We start from the raw sequence: 18,907 nt of genomic DNA on the forward strand, positions 1-18,907 counted from the left end.
TAAGCGGAGGGGGTGGGGCGTGACGACCGCGTTGCAGCTGTTGTCGGAGTTGCCTGCCCCGATTCAGGCCGTTGTTTTCGGTGCGGAGATCCCCCGGATGGACACCGATGCCGGTCGGCGGGTGAGTGCTGCGTGGCAGCGGGCGAGCGAGGAGCTCGAACAGATCAGGCAGCGGCTCGACGCGGAAATCGCACTGCTGCCGGAGGCGGTGCGCGACAGCCTCGGTGGTCAGATCCACGACGCTGTGCAGCCGCTTCCCACGGCGGTCGCCGGGTCCGGTGAGTTTTGCAAGTCAATGGCGCACTACACCGATCGCAGCACCGCCGATACCGACAAACAGGGCTACACCATGTACGCCTTCGGTGCGATGACGGTTTACCAGCTCCTGCTGGCTGGGGGCTGGCATCCGTTGCGGGCGTTGCAGGTGCTGTCGGAGGCGAGAGCGGAACATTTGGCCCGGTTCGCGGCTTTCGTCGCAGAGCGTGCTGGAGCCGGCGCGGCTGCGGTGGCCGAGCGTGCCGGTCTGCTGCTCATGCAGGCAGGCGGGTTCGCCGCGTTGACCGCCGGTGTCGATGCCGGTGTGCAGCTGGGGCAGATCCTCGGGATTCTGAACGGGCATCGCGACAGTGTGGATTGGGACTCGGTCGCGACTGCTGGGGTCGCTGGTGCTGGTGCTGGTCTCGGTGGGGCACTCGGCGGCCATCTGGCTCAGGCCGTCGTTCCGCATGCCGCCCCGGCACTGCTTGGGCGAGCCGTGGTCGCGGCGACCGCGGGCATCTCGGGTGTGATCGGCGGTGCCGCCGCGGCCGCCGCGATGACCGGTCAGTTCCAGCTGACGCTGGCAGCGCTGGCCAGTGGCGCCGCCGTGGGGATGGCATCGGCGCACGCGCAGGCCAGGGCGCATCCGGACATGGCAGCACCTACCCCGCCCGCGGCCGAAAACGTGGGCGCGGGGCTGCATGCGGACGAAGTTGTCCGATCGGATGCTCCGGCAAAGAAACCGGTTTCCGCAGTGGGAATTTCGGAGAACAGCGTAGTTGCCGAAACACCGGTCCACGGTGCTGGGGGCGAGGATTCGGCTGCCTCGGCTACGAATTCCGGTGCCGGGGGCGAGCCGGATGCCGCGCTGTATCGGCGGTTGAACGAGCTGCGGGAACAGGAGTTGGCGGAAGCCCGGACGGCTTCCGGCGATGCGGCCGTATCCGGATCCCAGCATGGTGCGGAGTGGCCTGAGGAGAGCGGTAGCTCGAATGGTATGGCGCACCCCTCCGGCGATCCGACCGCCCCTGGTGTCGATGCGGCCGAATTGGCCCGCCGTGTGGCGGTGCGCGATGAGGCGCGCGCCGAGCTGGCGGCATCACTTGGGGTGTCGCCGCAAGAGGTGCGGCTGTGGGGGCGGCGGGTACTGGAAGAGGCGATCGGCAAATGCGATGCGTTACTCGGAGCGCTGGGGGACGAAGGCTGGGCCCTGCTGGATCCGGCGGTCCGGGCGAGAGCGCTGGACGATGTCGTGCCCGGAACCGTGGACTGGGCTCGGAAACTTACTGAGGACTACGGCAATACGGCTTCGGTGCAACAGTGGCTGGCGGACTCTGGGATGACGGGACAGCGGGCAGATGCCGCGGATGGTTCCGAATTGCCAGCGGTCCGCCGGGCTGCCGAGACAGAGGGCGCTGCACCGGTCGTCCAGTTGCTGGACCAGTTGGACCGGTACGTGGCGGCGGAGACGCACGTGAGTTCGGCGGATGGGCGTGCGGCGGACGGTACGTGGGATCCCGCTCATCCTCAGTACGCGGTGGCACGATCCGAGCAGGGATCGGGTGTGGACCGGAGCGCGCACCAGTCTGCGGAAGCCGCACCAATCGCTGGCGAGAGCGCAGGGGTGGTTGCCGAACCTTCCGGCGAGGCGGGGGCGCAGCGAGTACCCATCGACACCGACGGGGCGGCCCCCGATGCTGCGACGGCTGGTGCTGACGGAGCACCTTCGTTGGAGCAGTCGATTCGTGAGTACGGTGCGCGGGCGGGTGCGGACGCGGTGGCAGGGGCGCGGGCGTCGGATTTCAAGGCACTGCAACGTGAGTCGGCCCGGGCGGACACCGAGCTGGCCAAATGGTTGGGATTGTCGGACACCGAGTTCCATTCGATGTCGCCGTCGCGATTGCGTTCGGCGATCGAGTGCTGGGTCGAGCGCGCGGAGCAGTCGCCGCACGTGGCTGAACAGGCGCGGGAACACGCGGGTGGATTGATCGGCGATGAAGTGCGCCGGACACTGGCCGCTGATCAGAGCAGCGGCCGGTTCCTCGCTGGTGCTGGGGAGTTGCGTGAGGGACAGGCGGTGTCCGGGGATCTGCGGGATAGGTTGCGGCAGTGGGTCGGTGCTGATGCGGCGACTGTGGACCGATGGACGGATGCGCATCAGGCATTCGACCGGCTACTGAAATCTCCGCAATTGGTGTTGCGACTCGGTGCCGAGGAGGGTACCGCCGATCCGGAGATCGCCCTGGATCGTGCCCGCGCCCTGCGCGAACGGGAATTGGCGGAGACGACGGGCGGCGAGCAGTCCGGGTTGACGCCCGCAGCCGCCGACGCACTCGCGGCCGCCGGGTTGCGGCCTGCGGTATCGCCCGAACCGGTGGCTGTCGGCGGATCCGATAGTGGTACGTCATCGACTCCGTCGCCTGGCTCCACAACGCCCGACGGTCTGAAAAGTAATGCTGCGCAGTCATATTCATCTCCGCCATCACAGTCTGCCCAGCCGTCGGGTTCGTCGAACAGGGTTCCGTCGGAGGCGGTGCGCGAACGAGACGGTGCGAGCGTCCCGCAAACGCCGCCCGATCCGGTGCGGGCGGCGGCGCTGGAACGCTTCCGGCAGTTGCGTGAGCAGGATCTCGCCGACAACGAGACCACACTGACACCCGAGGCCAGAGATGCTTTGGCAGCGGCAGGTCTGTGGTCTTCGGAATCGGTGCCTGCCGGTGGGCCCGAGGAGTCCTCGGTATCGGCTCGCTCGACGACACCCGGTGGCTCGGAAAGTGATGGCACGGGTCCATATTCGGCTCCGGAGCGGCCGCACGCCGGTGTGTCCGAGTCCTCGGATCGCGGTTCGGCGAGCGTGGCGGTGGTTGAACGAGATGCCGTAGTCGAGTCTGTGCCGGTTGATCCGGTGCGAGAGGCGGCCTTGGAGCGCTTCCGGCAGTTGCGTGAGCAGGATCTCGCCGAGACCGAGCAGACTCGCCGAGCAGATACGACCGAATCGTTGTCGGATCCCGCGCAAGCCCTCGACACCGGTTCGGCCGCAGCTGGTTCGGCGCATACCGGGGCGGGTGCGCCGGAGGAGTCCGCCGCGCGCGCGGCGGTGCCACCTCCCGGGGATAATGGAGGCCATCCGGGTGCGGCGGCCGGCAACCGCCCGGTCGAATCGTCACCTGAGACGCCGTCGCTGACGACTGCCTCGGAAGCGAGGATGTCCTCCGTGGTACCGGGTGCTGCGATGCTGGGGCTCGCGGCAGCGGCATCGAATGACACCGATGCTGCCGATGCGATTGGGGCACAGGGAGTTCCGGACGTGCGCTCGACCGTGGCGCCAGGCTCCACTGCGGCATCGCAAGAGCCCGTTGACGCGCCATCCGGTGGAACACCGGAAGGGGATGGCCCGGATCTGCGCCGGCAGCACGCGGAGGCGACGGCGGATGCGGCGGAATTGTTCGGGGTGGCACCGCAGGAACTGAAGTTGTGGGGCCGGCGGTTGGTGGAGCAAGTGATCGACCGGTTCGAAGCCAGGTTGGCAGAGCTGGCCGATCGCGGGTGGGGCCGACTCGATGCTGCTGTGCGTTCGGGGCTGCTGGCGGATCTCGGGGAGATGTTCGGGCGCGAGCTACGTGATCAGGCAGCGATCCGCCGTGAGGCGGCGTCCGTGCTGGATTGGTTGTGCGTTGCCGGGCTGGAACCGGACGGTACGGCTTCCTCGACCGGGCACCGGCTGTCCGTGCTGCGGCGGCTGGCCGAAGAGTTCCCGTCATCGCCCGTTGATCGGCTCGTCGAGGCATTGGATCGTTTCATGACGACCGACGCTCAGCTCGAGGCGATGCCACCGATCCCCGAGGGCACCGATCGTCGCTCCACATCGGACGCCCACCACACGGAGGCGGCACCTGTCGTCGCACCGGCGGTCAGCAGACCCAGGCAGACATTCGGCGAATCATGGTGGTTCAGTTCGCCGTTGCGCCCGGAATGGATCCGCTTGGGGCTGCGGCGCGGCGAGCTCGCTCGGGAACTGGCCCGCGAACACGGTGTCGAGATCGACCATTGGGGTTTAGGGCCGGACTCCCCGGAACTCGCGCGGTTGAACGCCGAACTGGCCACGGCAAGAGCGGAACTGGCTCGGCTGCTCGGAGTGGAACCGGACGAACTGAACACCCCGCGCATCGAACAGGTCCTCGAGGATGCATCGCTTGCTTCCTCCGGGGAGCGGCCATCCGCTGGGACCGGTGTGGAATCAGGTGATGGCGAGTACCTCATCGATATCGCGCGCCTCTGCCTGCTCCTGGCGGCACTGCGCGAGACCGCTGTCGGCTTCAACCGCGTGTCGGCCGAAGCGACAGCCGTCGCCGCGTCCCGCGGCGACTCGGGCCAGAAGTGGCTGAGCCGATTGGTTCAGATGGGGCCGGGGGAGCTGCGCCGACACTGGCAGATGCTGCAAGCCATCCCGAGAGGTCGTGCCCGGGTGCCGGGCATATCGAGCGGTCACGCCCTCGAACGGCCGCCACGAATCGCCTTCGAGCCCGAATTTCCTGAGTTCCCTATGAGGCCAAGTGGATCCGATCGAGCTACGCACAGTACTCAGGTGCCGCTGCACTCCCTGCCGGTGGGGTTGTGGCGGCGCCCCGACACCGCGCGGGCCGTGGCGACCCGACAGGACTCGGACCGGCCGCTGCTGCCGATCGCTGGAGCCGATGCGCTCCCGGAGGGCAACGGCGACTCCCGTCCACCCGACCCACCGCGCGCGCCGACGCCGATCAACTGCGCGCCACTGGTCGTGGGGTATCTCATCGAAGAGAACGGCAGCGCCGCGATCGCCAGGAACCTCGCCGCCGCTCCTTTGACCCCCGATCCCCGGCTCGGCGGCACGTCCCTCGAACAGCTGCATTCGGTGCTGGGTAGCAAGCGGTGGGAACCGGTCGCGACTTGGGAGGAACTGGCGGACCGGCTACGTGGAATGCAACCTGGCGCCGCCGCATTCGTTGTCACCGAGAGCGATCACGCCCGCGCGGTGTCGGGGCAGGGCCATGCCCGCCTGCTGTTCCACGCCAAGGACCAGCCGGGCACGATCAAATGGCGCGACCCACTGGTCGACGACGGTGCCAGGCAGCTGTTCGAAGCGGGCAAACTGCCATCCGACCTGCACATCTTCGCGCTTGTGTACGAGGCGGACGCCGAACTGCGGCCGAGTCTCGGCGAACCGCGACCGCATGTCACGCTCCGTTCGCAGCATGCGCCAAGGCTGGCGGTCGCGGGCGCCGACGCATCCGATGCGATTGGTGACCCGTCGCCTTCCGGTGATGTCGTCGCTGGCGCGGGTAATGTGATCGGCGCCCCTTCCCACACGCGACCGGCCGACATCAGCAAGCTGGAACGGGAAATGGTCGAGGGCAACCTCCTCTCGACAATCCTGTACGAAAATCAGCTGGACGAGATCCGGACGCTGGCCGGAGATATTGTGCCGCAGCGAGTTCTGCACCAGGCGCGCCGTGCCGCTGTTGCCCGCGAGAAAAAGTTGTCCGCCGAGCTGGAACGTCTGGCAGTCGTATACAGAGCGGACCTCAGCGAACTCCGGCCCGGCTCGGCGTACCTGAAGCAACGGTTGGAAGCGTTCGAGGCGAAGGCCAGAGAATTGGCCGACCAGTTGGTGCACCTGCGGGACCGGGAAGTGGGGGTCGAAGACCCGGATCACGCGCGGCTACTCGAAATACTGCGCCAGCTGGATCTGGGGCCTCGTGATGGGCCACAACGGGTTCTGCGTGTCATCGAGCACTTCCAACAGGCACTTCGTGTCGTGGACCGCCCCTATTGGCAGCGGTTCACCCGGGACGTGGCCGGAGGCGGGCTCTCCAACCTGCCCGAGTGGCTGATACGTGGAATTCTCGACGTCGATAGTCCGCTCAACCTTTCCGGAATCCTCTGGGTGCCGGACCTGGGTTTCGCGCAACGAGCCGAACGCATCGAGATTTCGGACCCTGCTGCGGAATGGCGGATTCTGGGAGAGGCGGTCGGACCGTCCTCCGATATCGGGCGTTTGATCGAGACAATGATCGAGTATCTCGAACTCGGGCGTCTCGTAGAAAATGTAAGGGAGCTGCGCGAGGAAAAGCGGTTGATCGCGCGGCTCCGGTCCATTCAGGACAAGCTGGGAGCTGTCAGGGCATCCACCATCGAAAGTCCAGGAGTAGGCGAAGAGATAGAGGTGATGTCGCGACGGCTCGAGTCATTGGTCCGGTTACGCGACGTGCGCGACAAATGGCTGGAACTATGTGGTGCTGATCCGTCGGATCCGAATTTCTCGATCGCCCGCCTGCGTCGCGAATTCGAGGAACTGACAGCGAGCCTCAGCGCAGATCTGCGCGCGGCCGGCGTCCTGCCGCCAGAGGGCGAACTCACGGTCGGTGTGGTACGGCGTGCCGAAACCGAGCGTGAAATCCAGCAGCGACAGGCGCCGATCGGTACGGGGGCCGGCGGGAAGCTTTCCGAAATTCCACGGTTTGGAAGCCGCGCAGCCCGGCACCGAAGGCTCAGCCAGCTGCTGGGATATATCGCCGAATGTGATCCGTTAGAGGAGGTGCTCGACAGCGAGTTCGAGCGCCTTCGCAAGGTTGGCAAGTATCTGGCCGCGCAACTCGGGCTGGATCAACGGCAAGGCTCACACACTTCAGCTGGCTGGTTGCAGGTAGGTGATCCTCGGGCGTTCGAACCGACCGGAGCGGTCGATGCGTCGTTGCGCGGGTGGGGCGAATGGATCGCGGAGGCCGCAGACGTACGACGCGGTGTCTTCGAAGCGGTTGTGCGGCGAGCCCGTCAACTCGGTGTGCAAAATGCGGACCAACGCGCCCCGCAGGAGTTGGCCCGCACCGTGGAAGCGCTCATCGATTGGGCCCTCGACTTCCGCGACGCTGTGCCACACCCGCCAGGGATCGAAGCCGATCGGGCCGAGGCCGCTCATACCGCGACCTTCGGTGGGATCGTCCAGGACTACCTCGCATTGTTCGATTACGCGCTGATCCGGGAGCGCAGTGCCCGTGCCGAGGCGGCCACAGCCGTCGCGCGAGATGTGCTTGCGCAGAACGTGGTCGACGCCAGGGGAGGGCGGTCGCTGGCACCGCAGGTAGCGGTGGTCGAGTCCGGCGACGGCGCACCTGAGGTATTCGTTGCCGGGTCGGTGGCGACGTTGGGTCGGGCGCTGGACGCGGTGGCACCCGAGGTGCTTGCCGATCTGTCGGAACGGGGGGCCCGATTCCACTACTGCGAGGTGACGGTCGATGAGAACGGCCGAGCTTACCTCCGCGACGTTCGCCCCGCTCCCGTCACAGCCCCTGATGCGGCCGCAGCTCAGACTGAATCCGAAGTTCTCGCCGCGGCACCCCCCGACCCTGAACCGGTTCGCGACGGGAACAACGACGCGAGTCGCGAAGCGGAATGGGATGCCGCTCGCGCGGCGGTCGAGCGGCAGCTCGATTCCTGGCGGCTGGAGGGGCAGAAGGGCGAACGGCTCACCGACTACGTCGCCTTTCTCCCGTCGGAAAGCGGCGGAAGACTGGTCGTGGCCGCGCCGGGTGGTATGCATCGACGGGCGCTGCTCGACGTGGTAACGACCGACTCGAGGTTCGTCGCGGCTCGCTGGCACCCCCGATTCGACCGGCATTACCTGCGGGTGAGCTCGGGCCCGGACGGTCCGGTCGTGACACCGATTTCCGCTGCCACCGCGGAGGGTGAATACCGTGAGGCGACGGTCGCCGAAGTGGAGGGCATTCTGCTCGACGAGTACCTGCGTTTTCGTCGGCTCGGTCTGGTCGACACGACATTCGGCGACTGGATCGGCGGATTGGGCACGCAGGTCTGCTATCGCAAGAAAGACATCCGACAGGCGGCTGCCGCCGGGATAGAGGCCACCGCGGGCCACCTCAAACGAGACGGTACTGTGCTGGTGTTCGCCTATGCGGCCGCCGAGGCTCAGTCCTCGGTGGATATGGATCTGCCGCATCCCGCGGCGGTGCTGGTCAGAATAGCGACCCGGCAGATTGCGCTGCCGGTCCGAACGGATGAGGCCTCCGACGGGCCTTGGCGCGTCGTCATTCGTGGCGATGTCGATCTCGGCGTCCTGAACCCGGTGGTCGAGATCTGTGTCGACGGACTGGCTTGGCGGGTTGCGCCGCCGCGCGGCCGCGGCGACGCGGGCGACATCCTGAACCGATGGTTCCAGGGCATGTCGGCCACCACGCCGGACCTGTTGCTGGAGCGGCTGGCGGAGGCGGTGTCCGCAGGCCGACCACCCTCGACCGCACGATCCGCCACTCCAGTGCGGCGCGAGCGGGGCAAGCAGCATCGGTTCTCGGATTCGTGGCAACTGTCCGCGACGAACGGGCGTGCGGAAATCATTGTCGACCTGGGCCGCGGCCCGGATGGCTGGTTGGCATGGCCGGCCCCTGATACCGAAGCCGGATTGCTGGAACCTCTCGATGACCTCAACCTGCGGTCATTGGTGCGGCGGGTGGCGGATTCGCTTCGCGAGACGAGCGTGAAATCGGTTGACCGCACACGGCGGAAACTCGAGGTCACCCTGGTGCCGGAAGAGAATCGGCGGTACGAGGATCTGGTTCGAGAGGCCGACGCGGCAGCCGAGCGGTTCCGGCTGTGGACCGAGGCGTGTGCGGCCCTGGCCAGCCGACTCGGGTTGCCCGAGCACGATGGGCAAGCGCTCGGGCCGCTGCGGGAACAGGTGAGTGCCGATCGGGCCGCGTTGGCCGATGAATTGCGTATCGATCCGCTGGAGCTGGCGTCGATTCCGCTTCCGGATACCCGGCTTGCCGCTCGCCGTCAGGAGATCCTGCGCCGCGAATCCGATATCCGCGAGTACATCGACCTACTCGAGCAGCGCGGTGGATTGACCGACACCCTCTCCAGCACTCAGCGCCGCCGTGACGATTTCTTGACCAGCCGGGTCATCGCGGCAGAACTGCGAGGCCGCAGCGATGGCCAATCGCTCAACAACCGCATCGGGCACCTGCCGGACGTGGCGGGCGGCGTGCTGGTGGTCGCCGCGCCGCCCGGCAGACATATGGCGAGCCTGGTGGAGCTGGCGGCGGAGCGTCCGAAGTTCGCCGATGCTTTGTGGCGCGATGAGCTGGAGAAGCGATACCTGGCGGTGACGCTGGGACCAGACGGTCGAATCGAGGTACGGACGGTTCCCGACGCCGAGGCGGAGGGGCCGCGCCGTCGGCAGTCCGAGGACGAGATCCTGGCCCAATTGCTCGACCGTTACCTGACCTATCGTGAAGCGGGCGTGACAACTCGAGGATTGCGCGAATGGCTCGTGGGACTGGATTCGTCAATATTCGGCGCAAAGTCACAAGTCGCCTCGAGCCCTGTTTCGCCTATGTCAACCGCCGAGGTGTACGGACCGCTGCGCGATACCGATTATCTGCTTTGGCTGGGCTATCACAAGGTGATTGCCCAGCCTGCGATCGAACGGTCCGATCCCGCGTACGTTCTCTACCGGCTGCGTACCCGACAGATACCACCGTTGGCCGAAACACGTCCGGACCCGTCGGTGCACCGTGACCCGGTGCTGTGGGCGACCAATCTCGGTAACACCACGGCGCTGTTGCTGCCACTCGAGCAACATGAAGGGCGATGGCGTCTGTCCCTGGGCAGCGGGTCCGTAATCTGTGACGTGCTCTCGCGGCACTTCCCCGACCTGACCGCGGGCACCCCGGCCGAACTGGTCGAACGGCTCGAGGCGTCCTTGCGTGACGACAATCCGCGACGAGTGGTCCCTTGGCACCATCGCTCTTCGGTTCCGAAGACATGTTTGCTGGTGGCCGCCGATGCCGCGGGGCAGGGGACCGGTATGCGGCCTCGGTTCGATATTCCGCACGATCGTCGGGTCCAGATCCCGCTGGCGGGGGTCGACGGTAAGGACGTATCCCGGTGGGCCCGTGCGAATTGGCATCCGAACGGTTTTTCTGATGCGGCGCAGATCGTCGCGCACGTGCGAGAGTCCGAAGGAACCGTGGTGGGCGCGGTGGACTTCGGGGCGGCCGGTGGGCACGCGTTCACCGTGAAGATGGACGATGCGGTGATCGTGGTCGTCGAACAGGTCGCCTACCTGGATGACGACAACATGATCGTTACCGAAGTTCGGACGGTACGCGGGGACAAGGCGGTGGACGCGTGGGCGGCTCATCTGACTATGACAGCGGGCGAGGGGGCCACATTTCACGGCGTGGCATTCAAATCCGATGGGACACCGGAACTTCCGCTGTCACCTGATGAAGAGCCCGTCGGTCGCCGGGGCAGAGAAATCCCGATCCGTCGCCTGGGAGATCGTCCGCCCGGTCGCGCACCGCCGGAGGACGATTCATTCGAGCCACACGCGATTGCGGAACCCGCGCAGTCGCATATGGCGGTCGCCGGTACGGGCGCAGAGGATCTCGGGCCATCCGCGCCCGGCGCTGCCGATCCGAATGTCCGGCTGGCGGTAGCACGCCGTGCCGACGAACGTCGCAAGCAGCTGCGGCGGGAATTGTCGGAACTGCTCGCCCCGCACGGCATCGATCCCGACGAACTGCTGCGTACGGGCTCGCTCGTCTGGGCGGACTGGTCCGCGAGGTATCGGGACGCGCGCGGCGCGCTGGTCGACATGCTCGGCATCGAGCGCGGCCGGGCGGTGGACGACGGATGGATTCACCATATGCTGGCGGTGCGCGACGAAAACAGTTCCGCCGCACCTGAACTGGCTTCAGCCCGAGCGGCGTTTGCCGAAACGACGCCAGTCGCAAGGCTCGTCGACGACATCCAGTACCAGACCAGATGGGCTCGCACGATCCAGGCCGTAGAAGCGGAGTTGGCGCGTCGCGCCGACGAGGTCGCCCGGCTGATCGCGCAGGCATACGCACTGCTGCGTGCGTTCGCGAACTTCGGCCCGCGCGCAGCGCTACTGCCGGCGATCGGTTCGGTCCTCGCGGCGGCGGACCGGCGGCTCGCGGCAAGGCAACGCCTGGAAGGACAAGCACGCGACCTCTTCGCGCTGGGCACGGCCATCGAGGACTACGAGCGCGAGTCGTTCGAACCGATTCAGCAGCAGATCTTTCGGGCGGCTCGGCGCTACCGCTCCTCATCCTGGGATTCGCGGCAGGGAATGTTGCTGCTGCATGCTCGGCTACAACACCTACTGGCGACAGCCCAGGACGAGGAGCGCGAGCGGTCCGCCGAACTGCACTGGTTGGAACAGCGAGCGGCCGCGACCGTCGAACATTACGACACTATCGAGCTGCTGAATACCGATCTGGGTGTCGCGCTCGAGTACATGGATCGGGCGCTGGCTGGTGTCCCGGCAGCATCGGTCGCGCCCGCGTGGCGTCTGCCCGAACTCACCGATGACGCGCCGTTCAGCGAATGCCTGGCCGCGGTGCGCGACAATATCGCGCACCAGCGTCGGCTCGCCTTCGTCGCCCTCCTCGATGGACTGAGCAGTGAATTCGGACTCGATATACCGGCGCTCGATGAACGGGGCGCGGGCGTATACGACCTGAGTCGGTTGACCAGCGTGCCGCCCGGGGAGTCCGAGCGGCTCGACACGACCATCGGCCTGATTCACGAACTCGGTCGCGCACGCCGGCGACTCACGCGTATCGACACGATCACCGCGGCGATGGACGAAGCCGACCACCGTGCGAAGCTCGGGCGCGAGCGGCTCGCGCGCCTGATGTCGGACCATCTGCGAAAGTATCCGCTGGATCGCCGGATGAGCCGGGGAGAGCTCGAGCCGGATCTGAGCGAAATGCGCGCAGCGGCCGACGCGTGTGCGGTCGGACTGCCCGGCGATGGGTGGGCGCAGGCGCCCCTCGAAGAGGTCCGGCGACGAGTCGCTGTCTTGCGGCAGGGTTCCGAATCCGCGGGCACAACGTATCTCGCCGACCGCTACCTCGCACTACGACAGCTGACAGATGCCTTCGACGAGCAAACCCCATGGAGCAATTGGTATTACAACCTCTACCTGCACCAGCTCCGACTCGTCGCGCTGGTGCGGCGCAAACGTAAGGATCACCTGAACCGTGCGGAAGCCGAGAATCGGCTGGGGCAACTCGCCGAGAAGGCCGGGGTGGACCTGAATCGGTGGGATTCGCTGCCCGAGGCACGAGAAGCGCTGCGCCGCATGGTGAAACGGGATCTGCGCTGGCTTTCGCTGGTATTGGGATCGGATACTGCGCCGACACTGCGCAGTCCGGATCGGAGCCGGACGCACACACGGCACCTGGCTTCCGCGCCCACCACGCTCGAGGACATGTTCATGCGGCGCGCGGACCTGCATCCGCGAAGCGCCGTGGTGCGCGAGCGCGTCGAACGTTGGATTTCCCGCACCACGATGGTCGATGTCGTCGACGAAATCGATGACCTGACAACATCTATCGACCGATTCGCCCCGGATCTGGATCAATGGCTGGACGCCACGATGATCACCGCGGGCGAGGTTGGTGGACTGGAGGTCGCTCCCGACGACGGCACCGCAGAATATGTTCCACCCGACTCCCATTCGGTCAGTCAGTGCGTGCCGTTGACGGCGGCGTTGCATCGGGCCCGGACCGGCAACGAAAACGTCAACGTGCCAGATGATGTCGGCCTCGCTGGTGTGTCGTTCGACAGCTATGTGCAGTTCCTGCACGGACTTCCGCAGTGGTTTCCCGTCGACCCGGACCATCCGCATCGATCGGTCGTGAAGGCGCTGCTCGACACGGTGGCGAGTCTTCCTGTCGACCAGCGTGCCGGAGTGTCGACTATCGTGGTCGACGTCGCGCATGCCGTGAATGAGCACGGTGTCGGCGCACATACGTACCGTGTGGAATATCGCTGTGACGAGCACGGAAACCACGGTTGGCTCGAGGTACAGGATCCGGGCAGGGGGCTGCGGCGGGCCTGGGACGACACGACGAAATCGGCCGACCTGGCCGGTATCTGGGCGATGGGTTTCGACCGGATGGGCAACGCCTTGCGGTTGCCGGGAGCCGATATCGGCGAACCGCCGATAGATCTCCAGATCGGGCAAGGAACCCGGACGACACCCATACCGGATCCCCATGATCGCGACTACCAGAAACTCGGTGACTGGCTCGCGGCGGTTCGTCGACACTACGGAGTGACGCAACAGCAACTCGCCGACCGAATACATCGCGGCAGCAGGACTGTGTGGCGTGCGGAAAGGCGGGGCACTATCTCCGCTGATTATCTGCGGGCGTTCGGTCGGGCTTTCGGCATCTCCGACGAGGTTTTGCATATTGCTGTGAGCCGGTTGGAGCCGCGTCTCGCACATTATTTCAGTGGCGCTTTACCCGATCCTGCCAGTAATATCTATCGGACGATGGGGGGTTGGCTAAAAGCCATTCGTGAGCATTACGGACTGACTCAAATGGAAGTCGCCAACCGCATGAACCTCCACATGGAAACGGTGTCCAGAGCGGAGAAAGATTTTCGGGTCACCGGAAATTATCTGCAGGTGTTCGGTCGTGCTCTAAGTATCTCCGACGAGGTTTTGCATGCTGCTGCGAGGCAGTTGGAGCCGCACGTCGCGCACTATTTCAGTGGTGCTCTACCCGATCCCGCGAGTAATGTCTATCGGACGATCGGGGGTTGGCTCGAAGCTGTTCGTGAATATTACGGACTGACCCAACTGCAGGTCGCTGAACGTGTGAATCGTGCTCATAAGACCGTGTGGAATGCGGAGAATGGCGCGGTCACTGCTGACTATCTGCAAGCGTTCGGTAATGCATTCGATATCCCGAATGATGTCTTGTATCGCGCCACGAGTCTTTTGGAACCGGGTCTCGCGCATTATTTCAGCAGTAACATTCCCCAACCCGCAACCTCGCTTCACCAGAATATCGGCGACTGGCTCACGGCGGTTCGGCAACAACGCGGACTGTCTCAACAGGAAGTCGCCACTCTGATGCGGCGGCACATCAAGACCATCTCGGCGGTGGAGAACAGCGATTCCGCCACTCTCGATTTTCTACGGACGTGGCGAGATGCTCTGGATGTCCCCGACCAGGCCATTCGCGCGGCCGTGCAGCAGTTCCTCGCGCCCGCCTCGCCCGTCGACCGGCCCGAAGACGAGGATTTCTGGCGACTGATCGCAACCAAACCAGGCTCGATGGAAGAAACATCTATCCGAAACCGGATATACCAAGAATACGATTGGGTAGCAAAAGCGGCCGCGCAACGCTGGCCCATGATATTCGAATCCAGGGAAGACCTCACGCAACGTTATGCGATAGCGATCCTGCGTGCCATTGTGAATCACATCCCGGCAGGGCCGCCATTCGTGGCGCACGCTTGGGCTGCGAGTCGCGGTGCCATGCGAAGTACGTACTTCGAGTGGCGGTTCCCCGGTCTGGAGGCGAGCGAACGAACTCGAGCGGTCAAGGTTTACACCTACCGCAACAAACGGTATGCCGAAACTGGGGAAATGCCGGACATCCGTGAAATCGCCGACGCGCTCGACCTCACATCGGACCAGGTCACCGCAGCACGACAAATCATCGAGACCACGACCGGGTCGCTCGACGATACGCGCCACGGAGAAATACGCGCACGACAAGTAGCGGACCCCAACCCACAAGGCGCATATACCGGCGGGACCGATTCGGACTCCGATCTCGATGGTTTCGACGACGATAGTCCGTTTGTTGGAAAAGTTCGTGCCGCGCTGGCAGATCTGCCCGACCCGGAAGCCGCCATTCGCCTCGTCGAACTGCACTTCGTGCACGGCGTTCCGCTCGATGAGGCGGCAGGTCGGCTCGACATCGACCACATTGCCGCGACGGAAATTCTGGCCCGAGCCGTCGACAACCTCCGCGCTGAATTCACCGAAGCACCGGATGCTGGCTCGATCACCGAGCCCGATGCCGGACCGGAGACGGGTCCACGCGTGAATCGACCCTCAGGTGCCATTACCGAGGAGGTCGACCGTGACGCTGATGCTGCTGATCAACCGCCGACCGGTGAGGCGTTCAGCGAACCGCCGCAGCATTCGGATGTCGGTCGGGACCACGCCGCGGATGGGGTGCTCCCCGAATTCGAGGACGCGTCCGGTCGGACTGCCTACGATCCGGCCGCCACGACTGTCGAACCGGAGACCAGTGATTCGGAAGCCACGTCGAACACCGCGGCCCCGACACCGATGCTGTCGGCGCACGCCGAGCCGGACGATCTGGCTGTCGCGCGTGCAGCGGATGCCGACAGCGTTGTCGGTCTTTCGGACGAGGTGCTCAGTGCTGCGGCTGCGCGTGATTTGGGACATCTTTTCGACGACGGGGCCCCGGCTCCGGGACCTCTGGGTAGTCCACGGGTGGTAACGGCCGGCAACGTTGTTATCGATGTCATTGTCGACTTCGATGAACTTCCAGGAGTGGAGGAGTACCGAGACGCACGATCCATTCGTGATACGCCGGGGGGCAAGGCCCTGAACCAGGGGATTGCCGCGGCGCGACTCGGCGCGATAGTGGATGTTGTGTCCGTTACCGGGGCCGATGGGAGTGGCACCGAAATTCGAGAGACATTACGGCGCGAGGGGATCCGCTTTGACGGAATGCGGATCGAGGATGATATTGCGACCGGGAAAGTTGCGTGTTTCGTCGGACCCGACGGAGAAACGTCGTTCATCTACCATATTTCCCGCGAACTGGACCTGACCAGCGACGACATTCGACGTAGCATCGGGGCGATCGAGAACGCCGATATAGTGCTGCTGACATTCACAGCGCCCGACGCGACCGTCGCGCAGATCGCCGCCGTCGCCCGGGAAAATGGTGCGATGGTCGTTCTGCAACCGGCTCCGCCGCGTGACCAAGTTTCTTTCGACACGGTGCGTATGGCAGACGTCCTCGTGCCGAACGAAACCGAGGCGCGGGCGCTCCTTGCCGCCGCGTCGAGCGATGCCGCGTCGGCCGACGCCGAGTCGCTCCGAGCGGACCTGCTGCCCGAGCGCCTGTTCGAGTTGCTGGGGGTTCCGACGATTGTGGTGACGCTCGGTGCGGCGGGATGTGCCGTGCATCATCAGGGCCGCACGGAGCTGTTCGAGGCACATAGCGCGTCGGTCGTCGACACGACTGGCGCGAGCGATGCTTTCACCGCCGCACTGGCGATGGGCGTGGTGGCAGGGCTGCCCGTCAGTCGCGCGGTGCAGATCGGTTTGTCGGCTGCCGCACATGCGGTCGCGCATTCGGGCGGTCACGAGTCGATGCCGCACGCCCATGATCTGGATCTCTCACTAATGGGTGCATCATCTGAGGAAGGCGTCCCGACGAATCCGACATCGGGCTCAGCATCTGAGGCGGTAGCACGCCCGGCTGACCCGTCCGAGCCGACATCGGAGCCTGCCGATTCGTGGCCCGAGCAGGGGCGGTCCGATGCGGAGCAGCGCGATGACGCGCGACCCGCCGACGGTGGAGCGCCATCGCGCGAGACAGCCATTGCGGATGGATTCCGGCGCTGGCACGAGACCCGGGTGCGCAACCAGGAGGCTGGTTTCGGCACGCAGAGTCTTGGACAGTATGCGCGGATGCACAACGTCGATGGCCGCCAGATCAGGCGCTGGCTCGCCGAAATCGGCGCCGAACCCGACAATGCCCCTGATGCACCCGTTCCGCATCCGCACACCTTCGATCTCTCGCGCGACTGGGCTAGTCATGTTCGCAGGTACCTCGCCTTGACACCCGACGATATGGATGTGCTGACCGACGCGGCCCCCGGGTCCTGGCAGGGCATCGAGGACGGCGCCCGGCGACCCCCTGCCGACCAGGTGCGGGCGCTGTTGCGCCGGGTTCCCGACGCCCGCCACCTCTACGCTCCGCTCGCCCAAGTCTTCTGTTCCGATTTGGCGGCAGGTCCGCCGGCCGATGTCGGCAGCAGCCTCCGGCGACTCCGTGAATACAGCGGCTTGACGCGAGAACAACTGGCGCACGAGCTCGGTGTAATTCCCATGACGATCGATAATCGTGAGGCCGCGGATCATCTGGTGCCCAAGGGATGGGAGGCGCATGTGCGCGCCCTGGCCGCCCGGCTGTCAGATGGCATCGATGGCGATGCCGATATCGGCGTTTGCCTGAGGGTATTACGGTTGCGAACTGGTCTCCCGCGCCGGTCTCTCGCCGCGAAGATGGATATGGCGGAGGATATTATTGCCGATATCGAGGCGGGCCGTTCTCAGCCGTCGAAAGATATCGTTGAGGCCTGTCTTTGCTCGATGATTCCCGGCACGCCGATTTTCCCGGAAGGGTATCCCCACGCGGGTCGCTATCTTCGATATCGCCGCGAGCAGGCGGGTATTAGTTTGTCGCAGGTGGCGACCGCGACCGGCATGACGGTAGCCATGGTCAGACAACGCGAGGCGGGAGCGGTTCCGCTGTCGACGGAGATGGTGGAGGCTTATCTCGGCGACGATGATTTCGATCTTTCCATCCGACGCAATATAATCGAAGTATTTCCCTCTCTCGATCCCGCCCACGACCAAAACTTCGGAAGACGAAATGTTCCCGACTACTCGTCTGAAGTGCTCCTCTTTCCGGACCCGCGCAATACGCGAAATCTAGTCGATTACAAGGATCAATTTCAGCGAGTGAACGGGCTCACTGATATCGGCGTGCGACGTATGTTCGGCTTGTATCAAGGTCGCCCGCCGGCCGGCGGTGTGGATGCTGCGTTACGGGTGTATGACCGATTCTTGTGGCAGGCCGGTCACTGGAATGATTTTGCTGCGGCCTGGGGACATCGCTATCGCATGGATCCGTTGGGAGAATCGGCTCCGGACCCCGGCGACTTCCAATCGATACTCGACTGGCAGGAGGCTACCCGTCTCTATCACCGGACGACCGCAGCGGTTTTCCGCGAGGGGCGACCCGATTTCCGCGGCGCATCCGCCGCGGAAAAGCAGGCAGGTCTCGCGCAATTGCACCGGATGGGTGAGGCCGGCTACATCTCGGCAGAAATGACGCGACGCGCGGCCGAGCAGTTCCATATTACGGATCCGGCGGCCCGGCCAACCCCATGGTCGTCGCGCGGATCCGCGCCCAGCACAGAACCCGGTACTCGGTCCGCGACGCCGTGGTCTGCTCGGGCGGAGACCTCCACGAGGTCGGCCGAAGATCATCCCGACGACCCAGCACCGCAGGCGTAGCGGTGGCCGACGCGCTTCGATCGGTTCCGTGATCAGGTCTGGGCAGCGTCGAAGCCGCAGAGCCGGGACCGGGAAGTCGGGTGCTGGCAGAAGCGACCGAAGCGGAATTGCCGCGTGCCGTCGAGCCTTTCATACCTATGCATTACCTATCAGCTACCGATAGATCATCGCCCGTTCCTATGGCATGCTGGCCCGGCCCGGCTGACAGGTGGGACGTGTCAATTCTTGGTTGCGAGACGTTTGTGGGTGGGTATTTCATCGAATCCCGTACGGATCATCGGTCGAATTCCCGCGGAACTGAGAGCGCCGGTTGATCGTGGCAGGTTGATCGAAGTAACAGAATTTCTGGGAAGGAAACCACATGTCAACGAGTTCGGCTTTCATATCGGGCGCTGCCCGAATACTTGTCGGCGCGGCAACCGTGGGTACTGTGCTCGGCGCCCCGAACGCCGTAGCCAATGCGTCGTCGGG

General features: G+C 65.2%; 1 protein-coding gene. It reads left to right on the forward strand.

Annotation, left to right across the window (positions count from 1 at the left end; translation table 11 throughout):
* The first annotated feature begins 19 nt into the window (after positions 1-19).
* Positions 20-18,436 (forward strand): PfkB family carbohydrate kinase, encoded by an 18,417-nt coding sequence (locus ACIBI6_RS05260; protein WP_396955379.1) that lies wholly within the window; start codon positions 20-22, stop codon positions 18,434-18,436.
* Positions 18,437-18,907 lie beyond the last annotated feature (471 nt).

It is taken from the genome of Nocardia sp. NPDC050412 (assembly GCF_044458825.1).
GTDB lineage: Bacteria > Actinomycetota > Actinomycetes > Mycobacteriales > Mycobacteriaceae > Nocardia.